Origin of the sequence: Nocardia sp. NBC_01327, assembly GCF_035958815.1 — a bacterium.
Classification (GTDB): domain Bacteria; phylum Actinomycetota; class Actinomycetes; order Mycobacteriales; family Mycobacteriaceae; genus Nocardia.
The window spans coordinates 6,413,336-6,431,375 of the sequence record NZ_CP108383.1 but is presented as its reverse complement, the minus strand read 5'-3'; the positions used below and the strand labels follow the sequence as shown (position 1 = coordinate 6,431,375).

The window sequence follows — 18,040 nt, the reverse complement described above, 5'->3', positions numbered from 1 at the left end:
ATATGTATGGGAATGGCGGCAAGGCCGGACGCCGCTTCCGCTTGCCGATGTGTCTGTCCGATCCGTGGCCGCTGGCGTAACGGAACGGAGGCGTGACCTCGGGCACATCCGCAATAACGTAACATGGTACTATGTAATTGTGAGAGTCGATCTGCAGCTTGACGGGCGGCCCGGCGAGATAGCCGCTCGCGCAACCGAACTGGTGGCCTGCGGGGCTGATGGGCTGTTCACCTTCGAGGGCGCACACGATGCCTTCCTGCCGCTGGCGCTCGCCGCGGGGGCGGTCCGAACGGACCTGATGACCAATGTCGCCATCGCATTGCCGCGCAGTCCGCTGCATCTGGCGCACGCGGCCTACGATCTGCACCTGCTCAGCGGCGGCCGGTTCCGCTTGGGTCTGGGATCGCAGACCCGGCCGCATATCGAAAAGCGCTACGGCGGAACGTGGTCGCGGCCGGCGGCGCGCATGCGGGAGGCGGTGCTCGCGGTCAAGGCGATTCTCGGCGCCTGGCAGTCCGGCGCGGAGCTGCGCTTCGAGGGGGAGTTCACCCGGCACACCCTCATGCCGCCGACCTTCGACCCCGGCCCGAATCCCTGTGGGCTGCCGCAGATCTGCCTCGGTGCGCTCGGGCCGATCATGACCCGGGTGGCCGCGGAAGTCGCGGACGGCCTGCTGGTCATGCCGTTCAACAGCGCCCGCCACTTTGCCGAGCGCACCAGGCCCGCCATCGAGGAGGGGCTGGCTCGCGCCGGTCGTACTGCCGCGGATCTGGCGATCTACCCGCAGGTGGTGGTGGCGACCGGCCGCACGCGCGGCGAATTGGATGCCGCTGCCCAGGGTGCGCGCCGACTGCTCGCGTTCTACGGCGCGACTCCGGCGTATCGCCCGGTTCTCGACGTGGAGGGCTGGGGTGAGCTGCAACCGGAATTGCGCGATCTCGCCACACGCGGCCAGATCGCCGCGATGGCCGAACTCATCGACCACGGCATGCTCGAGACCCTGGCCGTCTACGGCACACCCGAACAGTGCGCCGCCGCGATAGTCGAGCGATTCGGGGCCTACGCCGACCGAATCTGCTGCTATTTCCCGGGATACGACGTATCGGCCGCACATGTGGCGGATCTGATCACCGCACTGCAGGCCGGCGCATGAGTGACCTGCTTGTCGAAATAGCCGGTGGGGTAGCGGTTGTGACGCTGAACCGGCCGGAGCGGCGTAATGCCTTCACCAGTGCGATGGGTCGCGCCCTCGGGCAGGCCTACCGGGAACTCGACGCCGATGACGCGGTGCGCGTCCTCGTGCTGACGGGAGCTCCACCGGCATTCTGCGCCGGCGCCGACCTCTCCGGCGGCGGGGACACCTTCGGAAGTCCGGACAGCGCGGCGTTTTCCGCCTCGCCGGTCGATCCGCCCGCCTACGCGCTGCGCAAGCCGGTGATCGCCGCGGTCAACGGTCATGCCATCGGCATCGGCATGACCCTGGCCATGCAGGCCGATATCCGCATTCTCGCCACCGACGCCCGATACGCCATTCCGCAGGTCCGGCTCGGAGTCCTGCCCGATGCCACGGCGCACTGGACCGTGGCCCGGGTGGCGGGCATGGCCGTGGCGGCGGACATTCTCCTGTCCGGCCGGGCATTCGACGGTGCCGAAGCCTGTCGTCTCGGACTGGCCTCGCGCAGCCTGCCCGCCGCCGAAGTGCTTCCCGCCGCACTGGAGATGGCCCGGGACATGGCGGTCAATACCGCGCCCATGTCCGCCGCACTGTGCAAAAGACTGCTGTGGGACACCGCGATTCACGGCTATCACCCGAGCTATGTCGCTGAGCTCGAAACCGAGCTGCATCTGCGGGTAATGGGCCGTCCCGACGCCGCCGAAGGCGTACACGCACGCCTGGAACACCGCGATCCCGTCTGGTCGGCGCGGCTGTCGGCCGAATGGAAGGACCTTCCCGATTCATGAACACCTCTCCCGATCACGGTGGCGTGCCCAGAGCATCTCTCGACGGAGCGGTGCGAACCACCGATGAGGTGCTGGAAGGGGTGGATCTCACCGGGCGCACCGCCCTGGTGACCGGGGCGACCAGCGGGCTCGGCGCCGAGACCGCTCGTGCGCTGGCCGCGGCCGGGGCCACCGTTGTGCTCGCCGCCCGGGACTTCGATGCCGCGGTCTCGCGCGCCTGCTGGATCCGCAAGCTGCACCCGAAAGCCGATCTGGATGTCATCGGGCTGGACCTGACCGACCTGAACAGCGTGCGCGCCGCCGCAGGCATTCTGGCGTTCCGGCGCTCGGGTCTGGATCTGCTGATCAATAACGCCGGGGTGATGTACACACCGCTCACCAGGACCGCGCGCGGCCTCGAAATCCAGTTCGCCACCAACCATCTCGGACATTTCCTGCTCACCACCGAACTGCTGCCGCTCTTGGCCGCCACCGGCGACCGGACCGGGATCCCGGCCCGTGTGATCACGCTGTCCTCCGACGCGCACCGCGGTTATCCGATCGATCTGGACGATCTGCAGTTCTTCCAGCGGCCCTACGACAAGTTCGTCGCCTACGCGCAATCGAAGGCCGCGAACGTGCTGATGACCGTAGAACTACAGCGGCGCATGGCCCAGGCTCCGGTCGCCGCGTACGCCGTGCACCCGGGCATCGCGATTACGGGATTGGCGCGCTTCATGTCCCGCGACGACTTCGACCGCATGCGGCAGCTCACCGTCCGCATTCCGGGTCGGCTGGCCAATCCGAAATCCCTGGAGCAGGCCGCCGCGACCTCGGTATGGGCCGCCACCGCAACGGAATTGGATCGGCACCGGGGCGCCTACCTCGCCGACTGCGGCATCGGAAAAGCCGCCGGGCACGCCGCCGACCCGGAAACCGCACACGAGCTGTGGGACCTGTCCACCCGGCTGATCGCGCAACCCTGACGGCGAAATCGTCGGCAGCACACTCTGATTCTTCTCAGGAGTACCTCGATGTCCCTAGCAGTCGATATCGATCAGCGTGCGCTGGCGGAGTCCGTCGCCGCATTCGCTCGCAAGATCGCGCCCTTGTCGAGCACCCGCGAGTATCTGCATCATTACGCGGTCGGGAGCGTGGCCGCCGAAGTCTGGACGGCCCTGTGCGAGCAGGGTTTACACAGATTGCACCTGCCCGAGGCATACGACGGCGACGAGTGCGGGCTCGCGACGCTCGCCGTGGTCGCCGAGCAATTGGGTGCGGCGCTGTTTCCCGGACCGTACCTGTCCACCGTCACCGCGAGTGCGCTGGCAATGCTGGCGGAGTCCGGTGCGGAGCGACTGCTGGAGGACTTTGCCGCCGGGATGACCGGTGCGGTGATCGCCGGGTCCGGGGTGCGCGCGGACCGGCATCCGGAGGGCTGGGTGGTGTCCGGGGTGTCGGATCCGGCGCTCGGTCTGCCGGGTGCGAGGCGGGTGGTGGTGCGCGCCCATATCGACGGCAATCCCGATGCGCCCCTGTGGTTCTGGTTCACCGCCGCGGACGCGTCCGCCGCCGTGCAGGTGATCACGCACGAATCGGTCGACCTCACCCGCTCGCTCGGCAGTGCCGAATTCGTCGACTATCCGGTGCCCTCCGCGCAGGTGCTCGAAGGCATCGATCCCGATGCGGCGGAACTGTGGGCGACGGCGCTGGCGGCAGCGGAGGCAACCGGGATCTGCGCCTGGTGTCTGGACACCACCGTCGAATACATCGGCGTGCGAGAGCAATTCGGCCGTCCGATCGGCAGTTTCCAAGCCGTGCAGCACAAGGCCGCGCTCATGCTGGTGCGGGCCGAGGTCGCCGCGGCGGCCACCTGGGACGCCGCACGCGCCGAGGCCCAGACTGCCGATCAGCAGCGCGTGGCCACGGCGCACGCCGCCCTGACCGCCCTCCCCGCCGCCGTGGATCAGGCGCTCGAGTGCATCAGTCTGCTCGGCGGTATCGGATTCACCTGGGAGCACGACGCGCACCTGTATTGGCGGCGCGCGATCAGTCTGGCGGCGGCGACCGGTGGCGCGGACTTCTGGGCCCGTGAAATGGGGGAGCGGTCCCTCATCGCGGAACGTGACTTCTCCTTTGTCACACCGGAATCGCTGCCCGAACTGCGGGGGCGGGCCGGTGTGGTCCTCGATGCGGTGGCCGCCCTGCCCGATGACGAAATGCCCTCCGCCGGTTGGGCTCCCGCGCGCGGTGCGGACCGGCGGGCACTGCTGGTGGCCGGCGGACTGGTCGCGCCGCACCTGCCGCGCCCGTACGGTCTCGGTGCGGGACCGGCCGAACAGGCCGTGATCGCCGAGGAATTCGACCGGCGCGGACTGACCCAGCCCGAACTCGGCATCGGCGGGTGGGTGCTGCCGACCCTGATCGAACACGGCAGTACGCAGCAGCGCGATCGTTTTGTGCCCGGCACCCTGCACGGCCGGATCATCTGGTGTCAGCTGTTCTCCGAACCCGGTGCGGGCTCGGATCTGGCCGGATTGTCCACCACCGCACGCAGAGTCGAGGGCGGCTGGGTGCTCAACGGCCAGAAGGTGTGGAATTCACAAGCCCAGGAGGCGGATTGGGCGGTCTGCCTGGCGCGCACCGACACCGCCGCGCCGAAACACGCGGGCATCACCTACTTCCTGATCTCCATGGACAGCGAAGGGGTCGATGTCCGGCCGCTCCGCCAGGTCACCGGAATCTGGGAGTTCAACGAGGTATTCCTCGACGAGGTGTTCGTCCCCGACAGCCAGGTGGTGGCCCACCCCGGCGAGGGCTGGCGCATTGCCGTCACCACCCTCGCCAACGAACGACTTGCCATGGGCTCGGCCACCTTCGGGCACGGCTCGAGCGCCCTGGTTCGCCGGCTGCTCGACTCCGGCGATCACACCGGCACCCGCGACGACGCGATCCGGGTGCTCGGCCGCAATACCGCTCTCGAACTCTCGGTCGCGGCACTGAATCTGCGTTATGCGCTGGCCCGTCTCAACGGCCTAGCGGGCGCCGGCACCGCCGGAAACAGCGTCCGCAAGGTCTGGCACGCCATCGCCCAGCGCGACGCCTCCCGCGCCCTGACCTCGATCCTCGGCCCCCGCGCCGCCATCGGTCACCCGGATCAGCCCTACACCTTCGATTTCCTCGGCCTGCCCGCCATCCTCTTCGGCGGCGGCACCATCGAAATCCAGCTGAACATCATCGCCCAGCGAGTGCTGGGTTTGCCCCGCTGACAAAGTAAGGCAAAAGGGGGTGGCCCGGAGGCGATTCGCCTCCGGGCCATACCCCTTCAGTTGTGCGATGTGATCAGAACGCGGTGCCGCCGGTGGCGGGTGTGCGCCCGGACTTCATGATCAGCGCGCCGATCAGTGCGATGGCCGATGTGGCCACCACGAAGTAGAAGCTGAGCTCATATCCTCTGTCGGAGAACAACAGTGGGACGTTCTGCGTCACCGAGGGCGACCCCGTCACCGACACCACCGCCTTGACCGGGTTCGCATTCAGGAATGCGGTCGCCACCGAGATGCCGATGCCCGCACCCATGGCCTGCATGACGCCGAGCATGCCCGCGCTGATGCCCTGCTGTTCCGCGGGCACCGCCTCCACTATGAGGTTCGGCATGGTGGCGTAGTACATGGCGAAGCCGGTGCCCATGACGGCGCCGAGCAGTGCCATCGTCACCCAGCCGTGCCCTAGGGCCGCATAGCCGAAACCGGTGACGACGAAGACGGCCAGTGCGACCACCAGTGGCCGGCGCCCGCCGACGCGGCGCACCCACAATCCGCCGAGGAAGCCGAACAGCATGGAGATCAGCGACTGCGGCAGCGTGACATGGGTGGCGAATTTCATCAGGCTGAAGCCGTTGCCGTAGCTGTACCCCGGATCCAGCTTGACCTGCACCATATCCGGCGGAAGCTGTGCGAGCACCGCGGCCTCCGGGACCTTCACCGCACCCGGCGGCAGCGTGACACCGGGCGGCAGCGATGCCTGTGCCTGCGCCTCGGCCTGCTTCTGCGCCTGCGCGAGCGCCTGCGTCTTCACCTGCTCATAGGTCGCCGCCTTGGCCTGCGCGACCACCTCCGAGGAGGGCGGGGACTGAATCATGTAGCTGGGCCCGTAGGACTGGACGCCGATCATCAGTGAACCCAGCAGCGCGATGAACAACACCACGCTCACGCGCGGGGTGAACAGCAGCTTCATATCCATGATCGGCTGGCGCGCACGCATTTCCACGATCGGGAAGAGCGCGAGCAGTACCAGACCGCCGATCAGCCAGGCCAGGGTGGCCGGCCTCAGCCAGCCCCAGTCCTGTCCCTTGTCCAGGTAGATGAGCGTGAGGGTGGCGCCCGCGCCGAGCAGGACCACGCCGAGCACGTCGAGTCGCTGCGGGGTCCGCAATTTGCTCTCCGGCACCACGAGGATCAGCAGCGGAATCATGATCAGGGTGAAGACGAACAGGAACCAGAACATCCCGCGCCAGCTGTAGTGATCGGTGATGTAACCGCCGACCAGCGGGCCGATCAGCGCGGAGATGCCCAGACCGGTGGAGGCGATGCCCAGGCCGACCGGAACCAGCTTGCGCGGCATCAGGTCTCGGATGAGGCCGTAGGACACCACGGTCGTCGCGATGGCGGTCGCCTCGAGGCCGCGGCCGAGCAGGAACAGTCCCCAGTTGCTGGTGAGGGCGCAGATGACGGTGCCGATGAGGAACAGCACGCCGCACACCAGGAACAGCTTCTTCTTGCCGTAGATATCGCTGAGCTTGCCGATCAGCGGTGATACCGCGGCGCCGATGACGCCGAAAACGATGATGGCCCAATTGATATTGGCGCCTTCACTGGGAAATGACGGAGCGATCTGCCGCAGGGCCGCCGCGACCATTACGTACTGCATCGGGGAGATCTCGGTGAACAGCACGATGATGGCGAGGACCGAATAGATCCTCAGCTTGGAAGCGCCGTCGAGCCGAGCGGAATCGTCGAGTTCGGGGCTCGGAGGCACCGCATTGTCGACAGAGGTGGACATACAGCGTCCTCCAGAAGGGGATGGGTAACACTTCGGCGTGAAACGTGTCACATCCCCGCGGGGTCCGGCTCCGGGCGATTCCACTCACCGGGACTCGAGAACGCAGCCTTCTCTGAAATATGACTATTCGGAATAGACCTGGTTAGGAGTACCGCAGCTCGGAGCCACAAAGCATCACGGCCCGTAACCGCCTGCCGGCGGTCCTCGGGTTCACCGATCCTGCGGTCCTGAGGCCGGATCGAGGGGAATGCGGTTGCGCAGCACGGCTACCGATTCGGAGAGGGCACTCATGCTGATGAGATCGTCGTGGCGGTCGTTGTCCAGGCGCGCGGCTTCGGCGCCCTGTGCGCCCAGTCCCACGGTGTGCTGTTCCACATAGGAGAAGGTGCGGTCGCCGTTATTGCGATAGATCATCGCGGTGGAGGGCGCGAATTGCAGTGCCGCGACATCCTTTCGGCCATTGCCGGTGAAGTCGCCGACCGCGACGGCGCACGGCCCGATCTGCCCGAAGGTCAGTTGCGGCGGGCCGAAATTGCCGTGCCCGTCGCCGTAATTCACCGAGAAACTGAATGCGGCCACATTGGCGGAGATGATGTCGGCATTGCCGTCGCCGTCCATATCGGCGACCTTGAGGTCCTCGTCGGGCAGTGGCAGCAGATTCCAGCGCGGCGGCAGGAACCCGCCGTGATGGTCATTGAGCAGCACCCAGAATCCGGAGGTGCCCAGATCGCCGGTGATGAGGTCGGTGTACCCGTCATGGTCCACATCGGCGGCCAGGACCGTGGAGCGGATCAAACCCGCTGCGAGCCACTGCGGTTCGGCGAAGTGCCCGGTCCCGTCATTGCGCATGACGCCGATCGCGCCGGGCACCGGCACCAGATTGTTGAATGCGATGTCGAGATGGCCGGTGTGGTCGAAGTCCCCGAGTTGCACGCTGAACGGCAGTCCACCGGTGCGATAGGTGACATTGGGGTTCGGGTCGAGCGCGTACTCGCGGTCGACGGTGAAATTGCCGTTCCCGTCGTTGAACAGCACGGTGATGCTGAACTGGTTGGTCACCACCAGATCGAGGCTTCCCGTGCCCCGAAGATCGCCTGCGACTACGGAATTGGTACCGATCTCGGTCCCGATGAACTGGGTGCGGCTCAGATGGCTGTGACCGTCGCCGCGCAGCACGGCCACACCACCGCCGACTCCCGTCGCGACCACGGATTGATTGCCGTCGTGGAAGAAGTCGCCGACCGCCATGGTCTGCGAGCCCACGCCCGAGCCCAGCCCGCCGGCGTAATACTCGGTCGAATCCTCGAATACGGGACTCGGACCGCTGGATCCGGTGAGGCTGGACCCGGTGTCCGGCGCCGCGACGGCCGGGACGGGCATCGCGGCGCCGCTCAGCGTCAGCACCGCGAGGACGGCGCCGGTGGTGAGGGTCTTGGTTACCGACATGTAGTGCTTCCCTACTGAATTCGGCTGCGGAGCGGTCACTGCGGCGTGCAGTCGTGCCAACCGGGACTGGAGGTCAGATTCTGGGCGAAGATCTGCGGGCGGAAGATCTGCTCGAGGGTGGCGCGATCGGGAATGGTGACGCACAGGCTGGGTCCGTCGTGGCCCTGCGGGGCGTATTCGGTGGCCACCGCGCGGGACAGTCCGTCGAAGGGCTGACTCAGCGAGTCGCAGGCGGACCGGTCGGCGTCGGCGCGGCCGTAGCAGTTGAACCAGGCCATGGAGTAATGCACCGACAGCGCAGGCGATTTCACATTGTGCGGGACGCCCAGCCAGTTGATGGAGTCGCCGTGGCTGCCGCCCTCGTAGGTCAGGAACATCATCGGATTGGTGCTGCGCGGATCGCGCCGCTCCATGTCGTAGAGATCCTTGGTGCCGATCGGCCCGTCGGTGGGCTGGAACAGCGGATTCGGGAAGACGATCCCGTACTGGTTGAGTCCGGGAATATCGAAATCGGCTGTCTGCCACTGCACGGCGGCCGAGGCGACATGCTGGGTGAACCCGGACATCAGCGAGGCGGAACTCACCTTCGGTAATGGACGGCCGTCATAGCCGCGGCCCCTGTCCTGGTAGTTCAGGTACGAGGACATGCCGATGGAGCCGACCGATTGTCCCCACAGATTGATGTGGCCGGTATCGAGCATGTCCAGCCACCGATTGCGCGGGTTCGCACCGATCGGCGCGTAGGCGGAATCGGCCCGCACCAGACGAGGATTCTGCCCCCGCAACACATTTCCGATCTCATTGTTCAGATCGCTGACCGGTGTGATGTCCTGCCCGGCCACCCAGCGCACCACATCCTGGGCATCCAGGCAGGAGCCTGGCGCGAAGCAATTCTCCAGTTGCAGCAGCGGAGTGATCAGATCGAGTGCGTTGCCGTCACTGCCGGGCTGTCCGGCCTGGGAGAAGACGAAGCTGACGAATCCGTCCCTGGCCGCGCCCTCCGCGTACATGCCGACATCGCTCTCGTGTTCGGCCGCACCCGGAAACCCCACCGTCACCGGGTATTTCGTGGCGTCCGGGTGGTCGGGGTCCACGCCCGCGGGAAAGTAGGCGCGACCGGCCAGCGAGATTCCGCGTGCGTCGATCATCCGGAACTTCTCGACCGTGCCGAGCGTGAACTGTGCGCCGGAATCGCCTGCGGCACAGGAACCGTCGAGGGTCTCGAACCACACGGTGCCGTCGGAGTTCTGGCACGGCAGCCGGAACTGCGCCTGCGCGTAGTCGGGGTTGTCGTAGTCGTCGTCGTGCAGTGCATCGTCCACGTCGGCGATCCCGAACCGGCCGTTGTGATTCCAGTCCGGGATATAGGCCGGATGGGTGGGGAGGCCGAGGGCGAACGGGGGCACATGCGAGAGCGTGTCCCAGAACTTCTGCGCCGCCGCCGCACCCGCCGCCGCGCCCTGCGGGGTATGCCAGGTCTCCGGCTCGGCGAGGTCCGCGAAGGGCTCGGCCAGTCTGCCCGTGTTGGTCAGAATGCCTGCGCTGACGAAGTATTGGAGCTGCCCGGGCGCCAGCAGATCTGCGGCGGTGCCGGAGAACAGGTCGGCGAATTCGGTGAAAACGTAGGACGGGTCCGGCGGCTGCGGCGCGAGAATGTCATCAGCATGTGCCGGTGCTATTGCGCTCGCCCCCAGCGCGAGAAGCACCGCCGCCGGCACCGCGGCCAGTCCACGAATTCGACGGATTGTGCGCACCTGAACCTCCTGAAACCCGAGTGGATCGACCGGATCCGCGATGGTGATCCACCTCTCGATTCAATGCGCCGGAGCCACGTTCGAGGACCTCGCCATCGGCCAAAGGTTTGACAGTTGCGGACAAGATCGAGGTCTAGTGCGGCCGCACCGTTCCGGCGGTGAAATCGGCAATGGCCACACCGACCGGATCGGGGCTGCCGTCGTTCTGGACCTCGGCCCCGGCCAGCGTGTCGATATGGGTGTAGTGGGGGATGAGGACCCGCTGGAAGTGCGGGGCGGTCGCGATGAGGGAGGCGGCGATGTCCTGGGCGTCGAGGAAGTCGCGCACCACGCTGTCGGTCCCGTTGATGGTCACCATCGGCTTCTGCCTCACTTCCGCGTTGTATGTGATATTCGACAGTGAGCCGGTGCGGCTGCCCGCCAGCGCCAGGAAGGTGTCGTAGAGCACGCGGGTGGGGAAGTACCATTCGGTGAATCCCAAGGGGCCACTGACCATTCGGGCGAAGTCGTCGATATCGACCACCTCCTTGGAGGCGTCGGTGTAGAAGGTCGTGGGCGTGTGGCGGTAGTCGTCCCAGGTGTAGAGCGCCGACGGGTCGGTCGGCCCGATGCGCTTCTCGGGTCCGGTGACGCCGCCGACGCCGAGGCCGAGCAGCGGAATGTGCTGCAGCCCGTCCGGCAGCGGAAAGGTCTTCTCCTCCACCGGACCACCGTCCAGCGCGCCCAGACTGACCTGGTCCAGGCCGATATTCATACCGTTCTTGCTGAGAATCTGCCCGAAGGCCGCGCGGTTGGTGAAACGGAAATTCCGCAGATTCTTTGCGCCGGTGAGGAAGTCGGACCAGGAATCGGAGCCGCCGACCCGGAACGTACTGTCCAGCCCCCAGGTGACCGGCAGGCGCTTCAGTACATCGGATTCGGCGTCGGGCTCGAACTGTGCGGCCAGGCCCAGAATGGATACCGCATTGAAGGTCTGGGGAACTGCGCCGTTGTAGTAATAGTCGATCGCCAGCCGGTAGTCCCCGGCTGCTCGCGCCGCATCGATTCCCGTATTGTCCTGCTGGCATATCCCGCGCCTCGCCAGGGACCACCATTCGGCTTTCTTTCCCCGATTCGCGAGCTGGTGCAAGGTATTTCGCGCCACCCGGTCCATGGAGTAGGCGCTCCCGGTCGCTCCGGGCTGCATCACCAGCACCGCGTCGGCTCGCTCGGGGTCCTCCGGTCCATCGGTGAGCCGATACCGCAGATAGCTGATCCTGTCGCACTCGGCCGGATGCGCACCCGCCGCGGGCAGCATCGGACTGTCCAGCGTGACCTCACGAACCTCGACCCCACCCCAGCTTTCCACGACCCGCTCACTGCGCCCGGGCGCATCGGCCACCGCCACCGCCGCCGTGGACACCATTGCCAGCGCCACCGCGGTGAGCACGCCCAATCCGCGCAGTCGGCTACCCGATCCCATCAGTCGCACACCTTCCGGTCGGCAATCCACCGCCGGAATTCAAGTCGCTTCAGCGGCCGGCCGGTATGGCACGGCCGGACAGATGATTGTCGCGAGCCGCCGGAATCCTCATGGAGATGCCGGTCAGGGAATCAGCACCAGCTTGCCGGGTCCGTGTCCTGAGATGCCGACCTCATGGGCTTTCGCGGCCTGGTCGAGCGGGAAGGTGGTATCGACCAGGACCCGCAGCGCGCCGGAGCCTGCCTGCTCGACGAGGTCGCCACGGGCGGCGGAGCGAACCTCGGTGCCCGCGTCCTGCCCCGGTCCGTAGCCGAGCACCTTGATGCCTGCTTCTGCGCGTCGTGGAGACCCGGCGATCGAGGCGATCCGGGTGCGATCGGCCACCAACTCCAGTGAGACGGCGAGCGCCTCATCGGTACCGGCGAAGTCGACGGCGGCGGTGATTCCCTGCGGCGCAGCGGAGTTCACCCGGTCGGCGAGACCGGTGCCGTAGACGACGGGGACGGCGCCGAGTTCGCGCAGCAGTGCGTGGTTGCGCTCGGCGGCGGTGGCGATCACCGTCGCGCCCGCGGCGGTGGCCAGCTGCACGCCCATCAGGCCGACCCCGCCGGCCGCGCCGTGGACGAGCACCGTATCCCCGGCGCCCACACCGGCGGCGTGCAGGGCGTGCACGGCGGTGGTGCCGGTCAGCATGAGCGATCCGGCTCGGGCCCAGTCGATTTCGGCGGGCTTGGGGAAGATCGATGTAGCCGGAGCCGTGACGTAGTCGGCGTAGGCGGCCGTCACGGGATACACGATGACCTCGTCCCCGACCCGTACGTCGGTGACATCCGCGCCGACTTCGGTGACGACGCCCGCGCACTCCAGGCCGAGCGAGGGCATCGATGCGGCGATCCCGGCGGCGTCCTTATGGTCCTCGTCCACGGCGTGGAAAGCACCGCTGTAGAGCTTCCAGTCGATCGGATTGACCCCTGCGGCACGGACTTCGACGACCACGTCACCGGCGGCCGCGTGCGGCGTCGGCACCTCGATCACGGTGAGCACATCGGGTGTTCCGTAGGCGGTCGGACGCACGATTCTGGGCATGATTGAGCTCCTTGTCTGATGGGTTGCGGTCGGCACTGCCCGTAGCGGGTGGCGGACCATCATCAGTATCGACCCGCCGGGCCATGACCTGCAGCGCAACATCAGCAAGGAATAGTTGCGTGAAACGCAACTGCCCGGCCTGGTCGGCCGGGCAGTGGTGGAACTGCTGTTACTGCATCGAGCCCGCGTGGCAGGCGAGCAATGCGTCCCGCGATGATTCGGTCGGCCAGTTCACGCCCGGGTCGAAGGTCCACTGCGAGATCGGGCCGACGGACTTCCAGTACACGCCGCCACCCTCCGCAACCGCCTCGAAGGTGTATTGCACGCCCATGACCAGTTGATCGCCGACACAGTCGTCGTCGTAATCGGTGCCGGGCTGGCGTGCGCCGGCGCTGAACAGTCCCGCCGGATTCGAGTCGGCGCCCGGAGTGGGCACGGTGCTCGGCTGGCTCGTCGCCTGCCCCTGGGCCCAATGCGGACCTGCGGCATCGGTGGTGCAGGTGAAGTTCGAACCGCCGGCCACGACCGTCTCACCCTGCGGATGGGCGGCGCTCGCCCACAGGCAATCGGCCGGCGCGGCGGTGGCGGTGGCCGTCGCACTCAGGCCCAGGCCTCCGGCCGCCAGTGCGGCGGCGGTGAGCAGGGGCAGTGTTCTCATGATCGACATATCTCGCGATTCCATCCAGCGCAACGAATGTTCCTTATCGGCAGGGTGTTCAGCTGCCCGCGTTGCCTGCTTGCCACTGCTGCCACGGGACTTCCCAGTCACCGTACGTGTCCCACACCGGAAGTGTCGGGCCGCCGGAGTTGGTGATCTCCACGACGTCGCCGATCCCGAAGTGGTCGAAGAACCACTGGGCATTGGCGGGCGCGAGATTGACGCAGCCGTGCGAGACATTGCTACTGCCCTGCTGGCCGACCGACCAGGGGGCGGAGTGGACGAATTCGCCGTCATTGGAGATGCGTTCGTCCAGTGCCACGGTCTCCTTGTAGTAGCCGGCCTGACCTGCGCACACGCCGTAGGTGCAGGAGTCCATGACAATCGAGGGCTGCTTGTCGGAAATGACGTGCGGGCCCTCGTGCGAGGGGAAGCCGGGGGAGCCGAGGCTCATCGGCATCTGATTCACCTGCTGGCCGTTGTCGAAGATGGTCAGCTGCTCGGTATTTCCGTCGGCCTTGGCGACCCAGGCATCGTGGACGGTGTAGTCCGCGCTGTTGTCCTCCGCGCCGAATACGCCGCCGCCCAGATCGACCCCGAGTACATCGGCTTCGATATGGATCTTGGTGCCCGGCTGCCAGTAGTTGGCGGCGCGGTAGTGCACGTCCTTGTCGTCGACCCAGTACCAGGCGCCCGGCTGGTCGGGAGTGACCGTCACCTTCAGATGTTTTTGCACCTCAGCCTTATTGGCGACCGCCTGGGTGAACTGGAACACCATCGGCTGGCCGACGCCGATCCCGGTATTGCTCACCACATCGGGCGCCGGAACGACGTTGGCGTAGGCCGTTTTCTGGGGAGTGATGGTGGTGACCGTCGCGGTGCTGTCGCTCGTCACGTCGACGCTGTTGGCTGCCTTCGTGGTCACGAGGTAACTCGCGCCGTAACCGAGCGGGTCCTTCGATGTCCAGCTCCGCCGGTCCTGCGCGAGGTCACCGGCGATGGCCTTGCCATCGGCCGTATTGGTGACGGTCACGCTGATGAGCAGTCCATCGGTCGCGTTCACCACAATCGGTACGGACGGGTTGACCGGGCCGTGGTCGGCCGCGGGGACATCGACCTTCGCCGGGGCCGTGATCGCGGACCCCGTCGGGGTGGATGTGCCCGAGTTGGAGCTGCTGCACGCGCCGATAAGTATGGCGACCGCCGCCAATGCAGTCGACATCACTATCAGTGATCTGCGCCCGCGCATGTCCGTCATCGTCTCCGCCTTGTACTCCGCCGAAATTCGAGAACAATCCTCAACCGGCAGATGCCGACCCCAATCACGGTAGGCCACAGTCTCTCCGGCTACCACACGAGGTTGGGGCCCAGTCGTCGTTTTTGCAGGTCACAGCTCTGTAATGGCCCTCGGTCCCGAGCGTCCGGATCGAGTGTGGGCGGGGGTGCCGTGCGTGTCGCTGCCTTTTCGGGGGGAATGCGGAGTATTGATGAAGGGCATGAGCGAACCCGTTTGCGGTCCATCGGCTCTGATCTCGACACCACCGGCCGACCGTCAGCAATTGCTGAACGAGGCGGCTTCCCACCACCGCGCAGCATGCGCAGTCGTCGGCAGAGACGTCGACCTCTACTCCGAGCTCGAACTGCAGGTGATTCTGTTCGACGAGCTGGACCTGTCCCCGACCCCCGATCTCATGACCGACACCGGCTCGCTGCGGCGCCTGCGTGAGCACAACGAACTTCCGTTCCTGGAACACCTGCTCGCCTATCGCGAAACCATGGGCGCACTGGGAGATCTCGGATAGGGGAGTCACCGTCCCGGTTCACGTGCTTCGGGTGGCGCTGACCACCCGAAGCGCGGCCGGGGAGACCGGTTCGCCGCCAGGTACCGTTGGGCGGTGAACCCAGCTGATGCGCGACTGCTCAAAGACGGCGATCTCGAGACCCGCAAGGAAAACCTGCGGCTCCTGCTCGCGCGGGCTGCTGAGGGCGACGCATCCGCCAAAGAAGTACTGTGCGCGCTGGTGCGCGACTATCGCGACTACCAAGTGGCGCTCTACAGCCTGGCGCTGAACCGGGCCGCGGTCTTCGGCGACGACAGCCTGAAGGCCCCGCTGCTCGCGTCCCTGGCCGACACTCGATACAACTGCCAGGCGTGGGCGGCGATGGGCTGCGCGGCGCTCGGCTTCCGCGAGGCGGTTCCCGGCTTGGTCGCCATGCTGGACCACCCACAGGAAATCGCTCGCGAGCAAGCGGTGATCGCGCTGGGCATACTCGGCGACGAATCCGTCGCCCCCGCACTCATTCCCGGGCTGAGCGACTCGATCGCAGGCATGCGCGAACGCACCGCCGAGGCCCTCGGCATGATCGGCGGCGAGGCAGCCCTGGCCGCACTGTGGGACGAATTCGACAACCGCCGCTACTACCGCATCGGCTACATCTCCAGTGCCCTGGCCACTTTCACCCCCGACATCATCCCGCGACTGTGCGAGGCCGCCGACAGCAACGACCCCGACCAGCGCTACTGGGCAGCTGTCGCACTCGGTTCAACCGGCGACGACCGCGCAGTACCAACCCTGGAACGTCTGATGGCCCACGACCGCGGATCGACCGTCTTCGACGGCATGGTCAGCGTCGCCGCCAAAAAAGCCCTCCGCACCCTCCGCCGAATCCAAGCCGCAATCGCCGCCCGCGCAGTCAGTTAGGGTCGATTCCTGCGCTTCGTGGACCGGCCACGCGCTTCTTGCCAGGCACGGTGTATCCGAAAACAGTTGGCGGGCACTGAGATACTGAACATTCGATATCCTGTCTCGGCGAAAGGATCATCAGATGAGTGGCGAAAGGATCATCAGATGAGTGCTGCCACTGTCGTGCCGCTGCGTGCATACGTTGCTACCGCTGTGACGGGGGCGATCGTGCGAGCTCGCCCACAGTTGGCGGGGGCGGACCCGGTGGTACGCCGATCGGATCGGGCCGACTTCCAATCCAACGCCGCCTTGCCGCTGGCGAAGGGGATCGGTGTGGCACCGAATCGACTGGCTGCGGAGATCATCGGCGCACTCACCGACCGGGGCGACGCCGTGGTCGCGGACGTACAGGCATCGGGGCCCGGGTTTCTCAATATCACTGTCACCGGCGCGGCGATCTGGGCACAGCTCGCCGCGCGCCTGGGTGATGCACAGCTCGGTGTGGGCGAGCCTGCGCACGGGCAGCGGATAGTCATCGACTACTCCGCGCCGAATGTGGCCAAGGAAATGCATGTCGGTCATCTGCGGACCACCATCATCGGTGATTGTCTGGCCCGCGTATTCGGATTCCTCGGTGCGGATGTGGTGCGCGCCAATCACCTTGGAGACTGGGGCACCCAGTTCGGGATGCTGATCCAATTCATTGACGAACATCCCGAAAAGCACTGGCACGCCAGCGATGTCGGTCCCGAATCGACGGTGTCGGCATTGGATGGTCTCTACAAGGCCGCCCGGGCCCGGTTCGATGCCGATTCCGCATTCGCCGATCGCGCTCGTACACGTGTGGTCGCCCTGCAGGCGGGTGATAGGGAGACGGTGGCGCGCTGGGGTGACATCGTCGCTGAGTCGGAGAAGGCGTTCGGCGCCATTTACGACCGGCTCGGTGTACTGCTCACCCCTGATGACTACGCCGGTGAGTCGTTCTACAACCCTATGCTGCCGGCTGTCACCACCGAACTGCTCGACAAAGGGGTCGCGGTTCACAGTGATGGCGCGGTGGTGGTGCTTTCCACGCAAGTCACCGGTCCCGACGATTCCCCCGCAATGCTCATGGTCCGCAAGGGCGATGGTGGCTACGGCTATGACAGCACCGATCTGGCGACCATCCGATACCGGATCACGGCCTTGCACGCCGATCGTCTGCTGTATGTCACCGATTCGAGGCAGGCGCTGCATTTTCGGCTGATCTTCGAAGCTGCCCGGCGCGTCGGCTGGCTGAGCGACGCGATCGCTGTCGATCACGTCGCTTACGGCACGATCCTCGGCCCGGATGGCACGCCATTCAAAACCCGCGCCGGGGGCACGGTGCGTTTGATGGACCTGCTCGACGCCGCGGTCGCTGCCGCGCGGGCGGTCGTGGCCGAGAAGAACCCCGAGCTGCCCGCCACCGAACTCGATACCATCGCCGAACAGGCTGGCATCGGCGCGGTCAAGTACGCGGACCTGTCCACCAGCCGCGTCAAGGACTACATGTTCGATGCCGCCCGGATGACCGCGTTCAATGGGAACACCGGGGTCTACCTGCAGTATGCGCACGCCCGGGTCTGCTCGATCCTGCGCAAGGCGGACGAGCCCGGTGCTGTTCGGATCGATACCACCGCCACGCTCGAACCGGCCGAGCGGGCGCTGTTGTTCGTCCTCGACGAGTACGCGATGATTCTGGCCGATGTAGCTGAGACACTCGAACCGCACCGCCTCGCAAACTATCTCTACGAGCTCGCACGAGCGTTTACCACCTTCTACGACACCTGCCCCGTCCTGAGCGTCGTAGAGCCTGTCCGGAGTAACCGGATCGCGGTGTGCCAGTTAACGGTTCGCACCCTCGCACACGGACTCGAACTGCTCGGTATCGCGGCGCCGGCACGCATGTGAGCCGTCGGCCTTGACA

14 protein-coding genes are annotated in these 18,040 nt (G+C 66.4%); 7 read left to right on the top strand and 7 right to left on the bottom strand.

All coding sequences use genetic code 11. From position 1 onward, the window contains the following. The first annotated feature begins 139 nt into the window (after positions 1-139). From OG326_RS29600 to OG326_RS29585, 4 genes are read left to right on the top strand one after another with little or no spacing between them, the layout of a single operon-like run. Positions 140-1,153 (top strand): TIGR03617 family F420-dependent LLM class oxidoreductase, encoded by a 1,014-nt coding sequence (locus tag OG326_RS29600; protein WP_327140417.1) that lies wholly within the window; start codon positions 140-142, stop codon positions 1,151-1,153. Further along, the gene (locus OG326_RS29595; protein WP_327140416.1) at positions 1,150-1,962 is read left to right on the top strand and encodes an enoyl-CoA hydratase/isomerase family protein; all 813 of its coding nucleotides are present in this window, start codon (positions 1,150-1,152) and stop codon (positions 1,960-1,962) included. Before OG326_RS29600 ends, OG326_RS29595 begins: the two co-directional genes overlap by 4 nt. Further along, on the top strand, positions 1,959-2,927 hold the full coding sequence (locus OG326_RS29590) for an SDR family NAD(P)-dependent oxidoreductase (protein WP_327140415.1): 969 nt from the start codon (positions 1,959-1,961) through the stop codon (positions 2,925-2,927). The genes OG326_RS29595 and OG326_RS29590 overlap by 4 nt, the downstream gene beginning before the upstream one ends. A gap of 48 nt (positions 2,928-2,975) precedes the next feature. Continuing rightward, on the top strand, positions 2,976-5,210 hold the full coding sequence (locus tag OG326_RS29585) for an acyl-CoA dehydrogenase (protein ID WP_327140414.1): 2,235 nt from the start codon (positions 2,976-2,978) through the stop codon (positions 5,208-5,210). A 73-nt stretch (positions 5,211-5,283) separates the two neighbouring features. Here the strand turns inward: OG326_RS29585 and OG326_RS29580 are convergent, their stop codons facing one another. The 7 genes from OG326_RS29580 to OG326_RS29550 form a co-directional block, all read right to left on the bottom strand. Next, positions 5,284-7,002, bottom strand: coding sequence for an MFS transporter (locus tag OG326_RS29580; RefSeq protein ID WP_327140413.1), 1,719 nt, complete (start codon positions 7,000-7,002; stop codon positions 5,284-5,286). A 210-nt stretch (positions 7,003-7,212) separates the two neighbouring features. After that, positions 7,213-8,448: an FG-GAP repeat domain-containing protein gene (locus tag OG326_RS29575; protein WP_327140412.1), complete on the bottom strand. Its 1,236-nt coding sequence runs from the start codon at positions 8,446-8,448 to the stop codon at positions 7,213-7,215. A 35-nt stretch (positions 8,449-8,483) separates the two neighbouring features. Continuing rightward, positions 8,484-10,202 carry a hypothetical protein gene (locus tag OG326_RS29570; protein ID WP_327140411.1) on the bottom strand — a complete coding sequence of 573 codons (1,719 nt, stop codon included), beginning with the start codon at positions 10,200-10,202 and terminating at the stop codon, positions 8,484-8,486. A gap of 133 nt (positions 10,203-10,335) precedes the next feature. Beyond that, on the bottom strand, positions 10,336-11,664 hold the full coding sequence (locus OG326_RS29565) for a hypothetical protein (protein WP_327140410.1): 1,329 nt from the start codon (positions 11,662-11,664) through the stop codon (positions 10,336-10,338). A gap of 123 nt (positions 11,665-11,787) precedes the next feature. After that, on the bottom strand, positions 11,788-12,750 hold the full coding sequence (locus tag OG326_RS29560) for an NADP-dependent oxidoreductase (RefSeq protein WP_327140409.1): 963 nt from the start codon (positions 12,748-12,750) through the stop codon (positions 11,788-11,790). Positions 12,751-12,919: 169 nt separating this feature from the next. After that, the gene (locus OG326_RS29555; RefSeq protein WP_327140408.1) at positions 12,920-13,417 is read right to left on the bottom strand and encodes a hypothetical protein; all 498 of its coding nucleotides are present in this window, start codon (positions 13,415-13,417) and stop codon (positions 12,920-12,922) included. 49 nt (positions 13,418-13,466) lie between these two features. Continuing rightward, positions 13,467-14,657 (bottom strand): Ig-like domain-containing protein, encoded by a 1,191-nt coding sequence (locus tag OG326_RS29550; RefSeq protein ID WP_442791061.1) that lies wholly within the window; start codon positions 14,655-14,657, stop codon positions 13,467-13,469. A gap of 247 nt (positions 14,658-14,904) precedes the next feature. Here OG326_RS29550 and OG326_RS29545 point away from each other — a divergent pair, with 247 nt between their 5' ends. The 3 genes from OG326_RS29545 to argS all read left to right on the top strand — a co-directional run bounded on the left by OG326_RS29545 (position 14,905) and on the right by argS (position 18,024). Beyond that, a complete protein-coding gene (locus tag OG326_RS29545; RefSeq protein WP_327140406.1) occupies positions 14,905-15,210 on the top strand; it encodes a hypothetical protein in 306 nt (101 codons plus the stop codon). Positions 15,211-15,303: 93 nt separating this feature from the next. After that, positions 15,304-16,110 (top strand): HEAT repeat domain-containing protein, encoded by an 807-nt coding sequence (locus OG326_RS29540; protein ID WP_327140405.1) that lies wholly within the window; start codon positions 15,304-15,306, stop codon positions 16,108-16,110. Positions 16,111-16,128: 18 nt separating this feature from the next. Beyond that, on the top strand, positions 16,129-18,024 hold the full coding sequence (gene argS, locus OG326_RS29535; protein WP_327140404.1) for an arginine--tRNA ligase: 1,896 nt from the start codon (positions 16,129-16,131) through the stop codon (positions 18,022-18,024). Positions 18,025-18,040 lie beyond the last annotated feature (16 nt).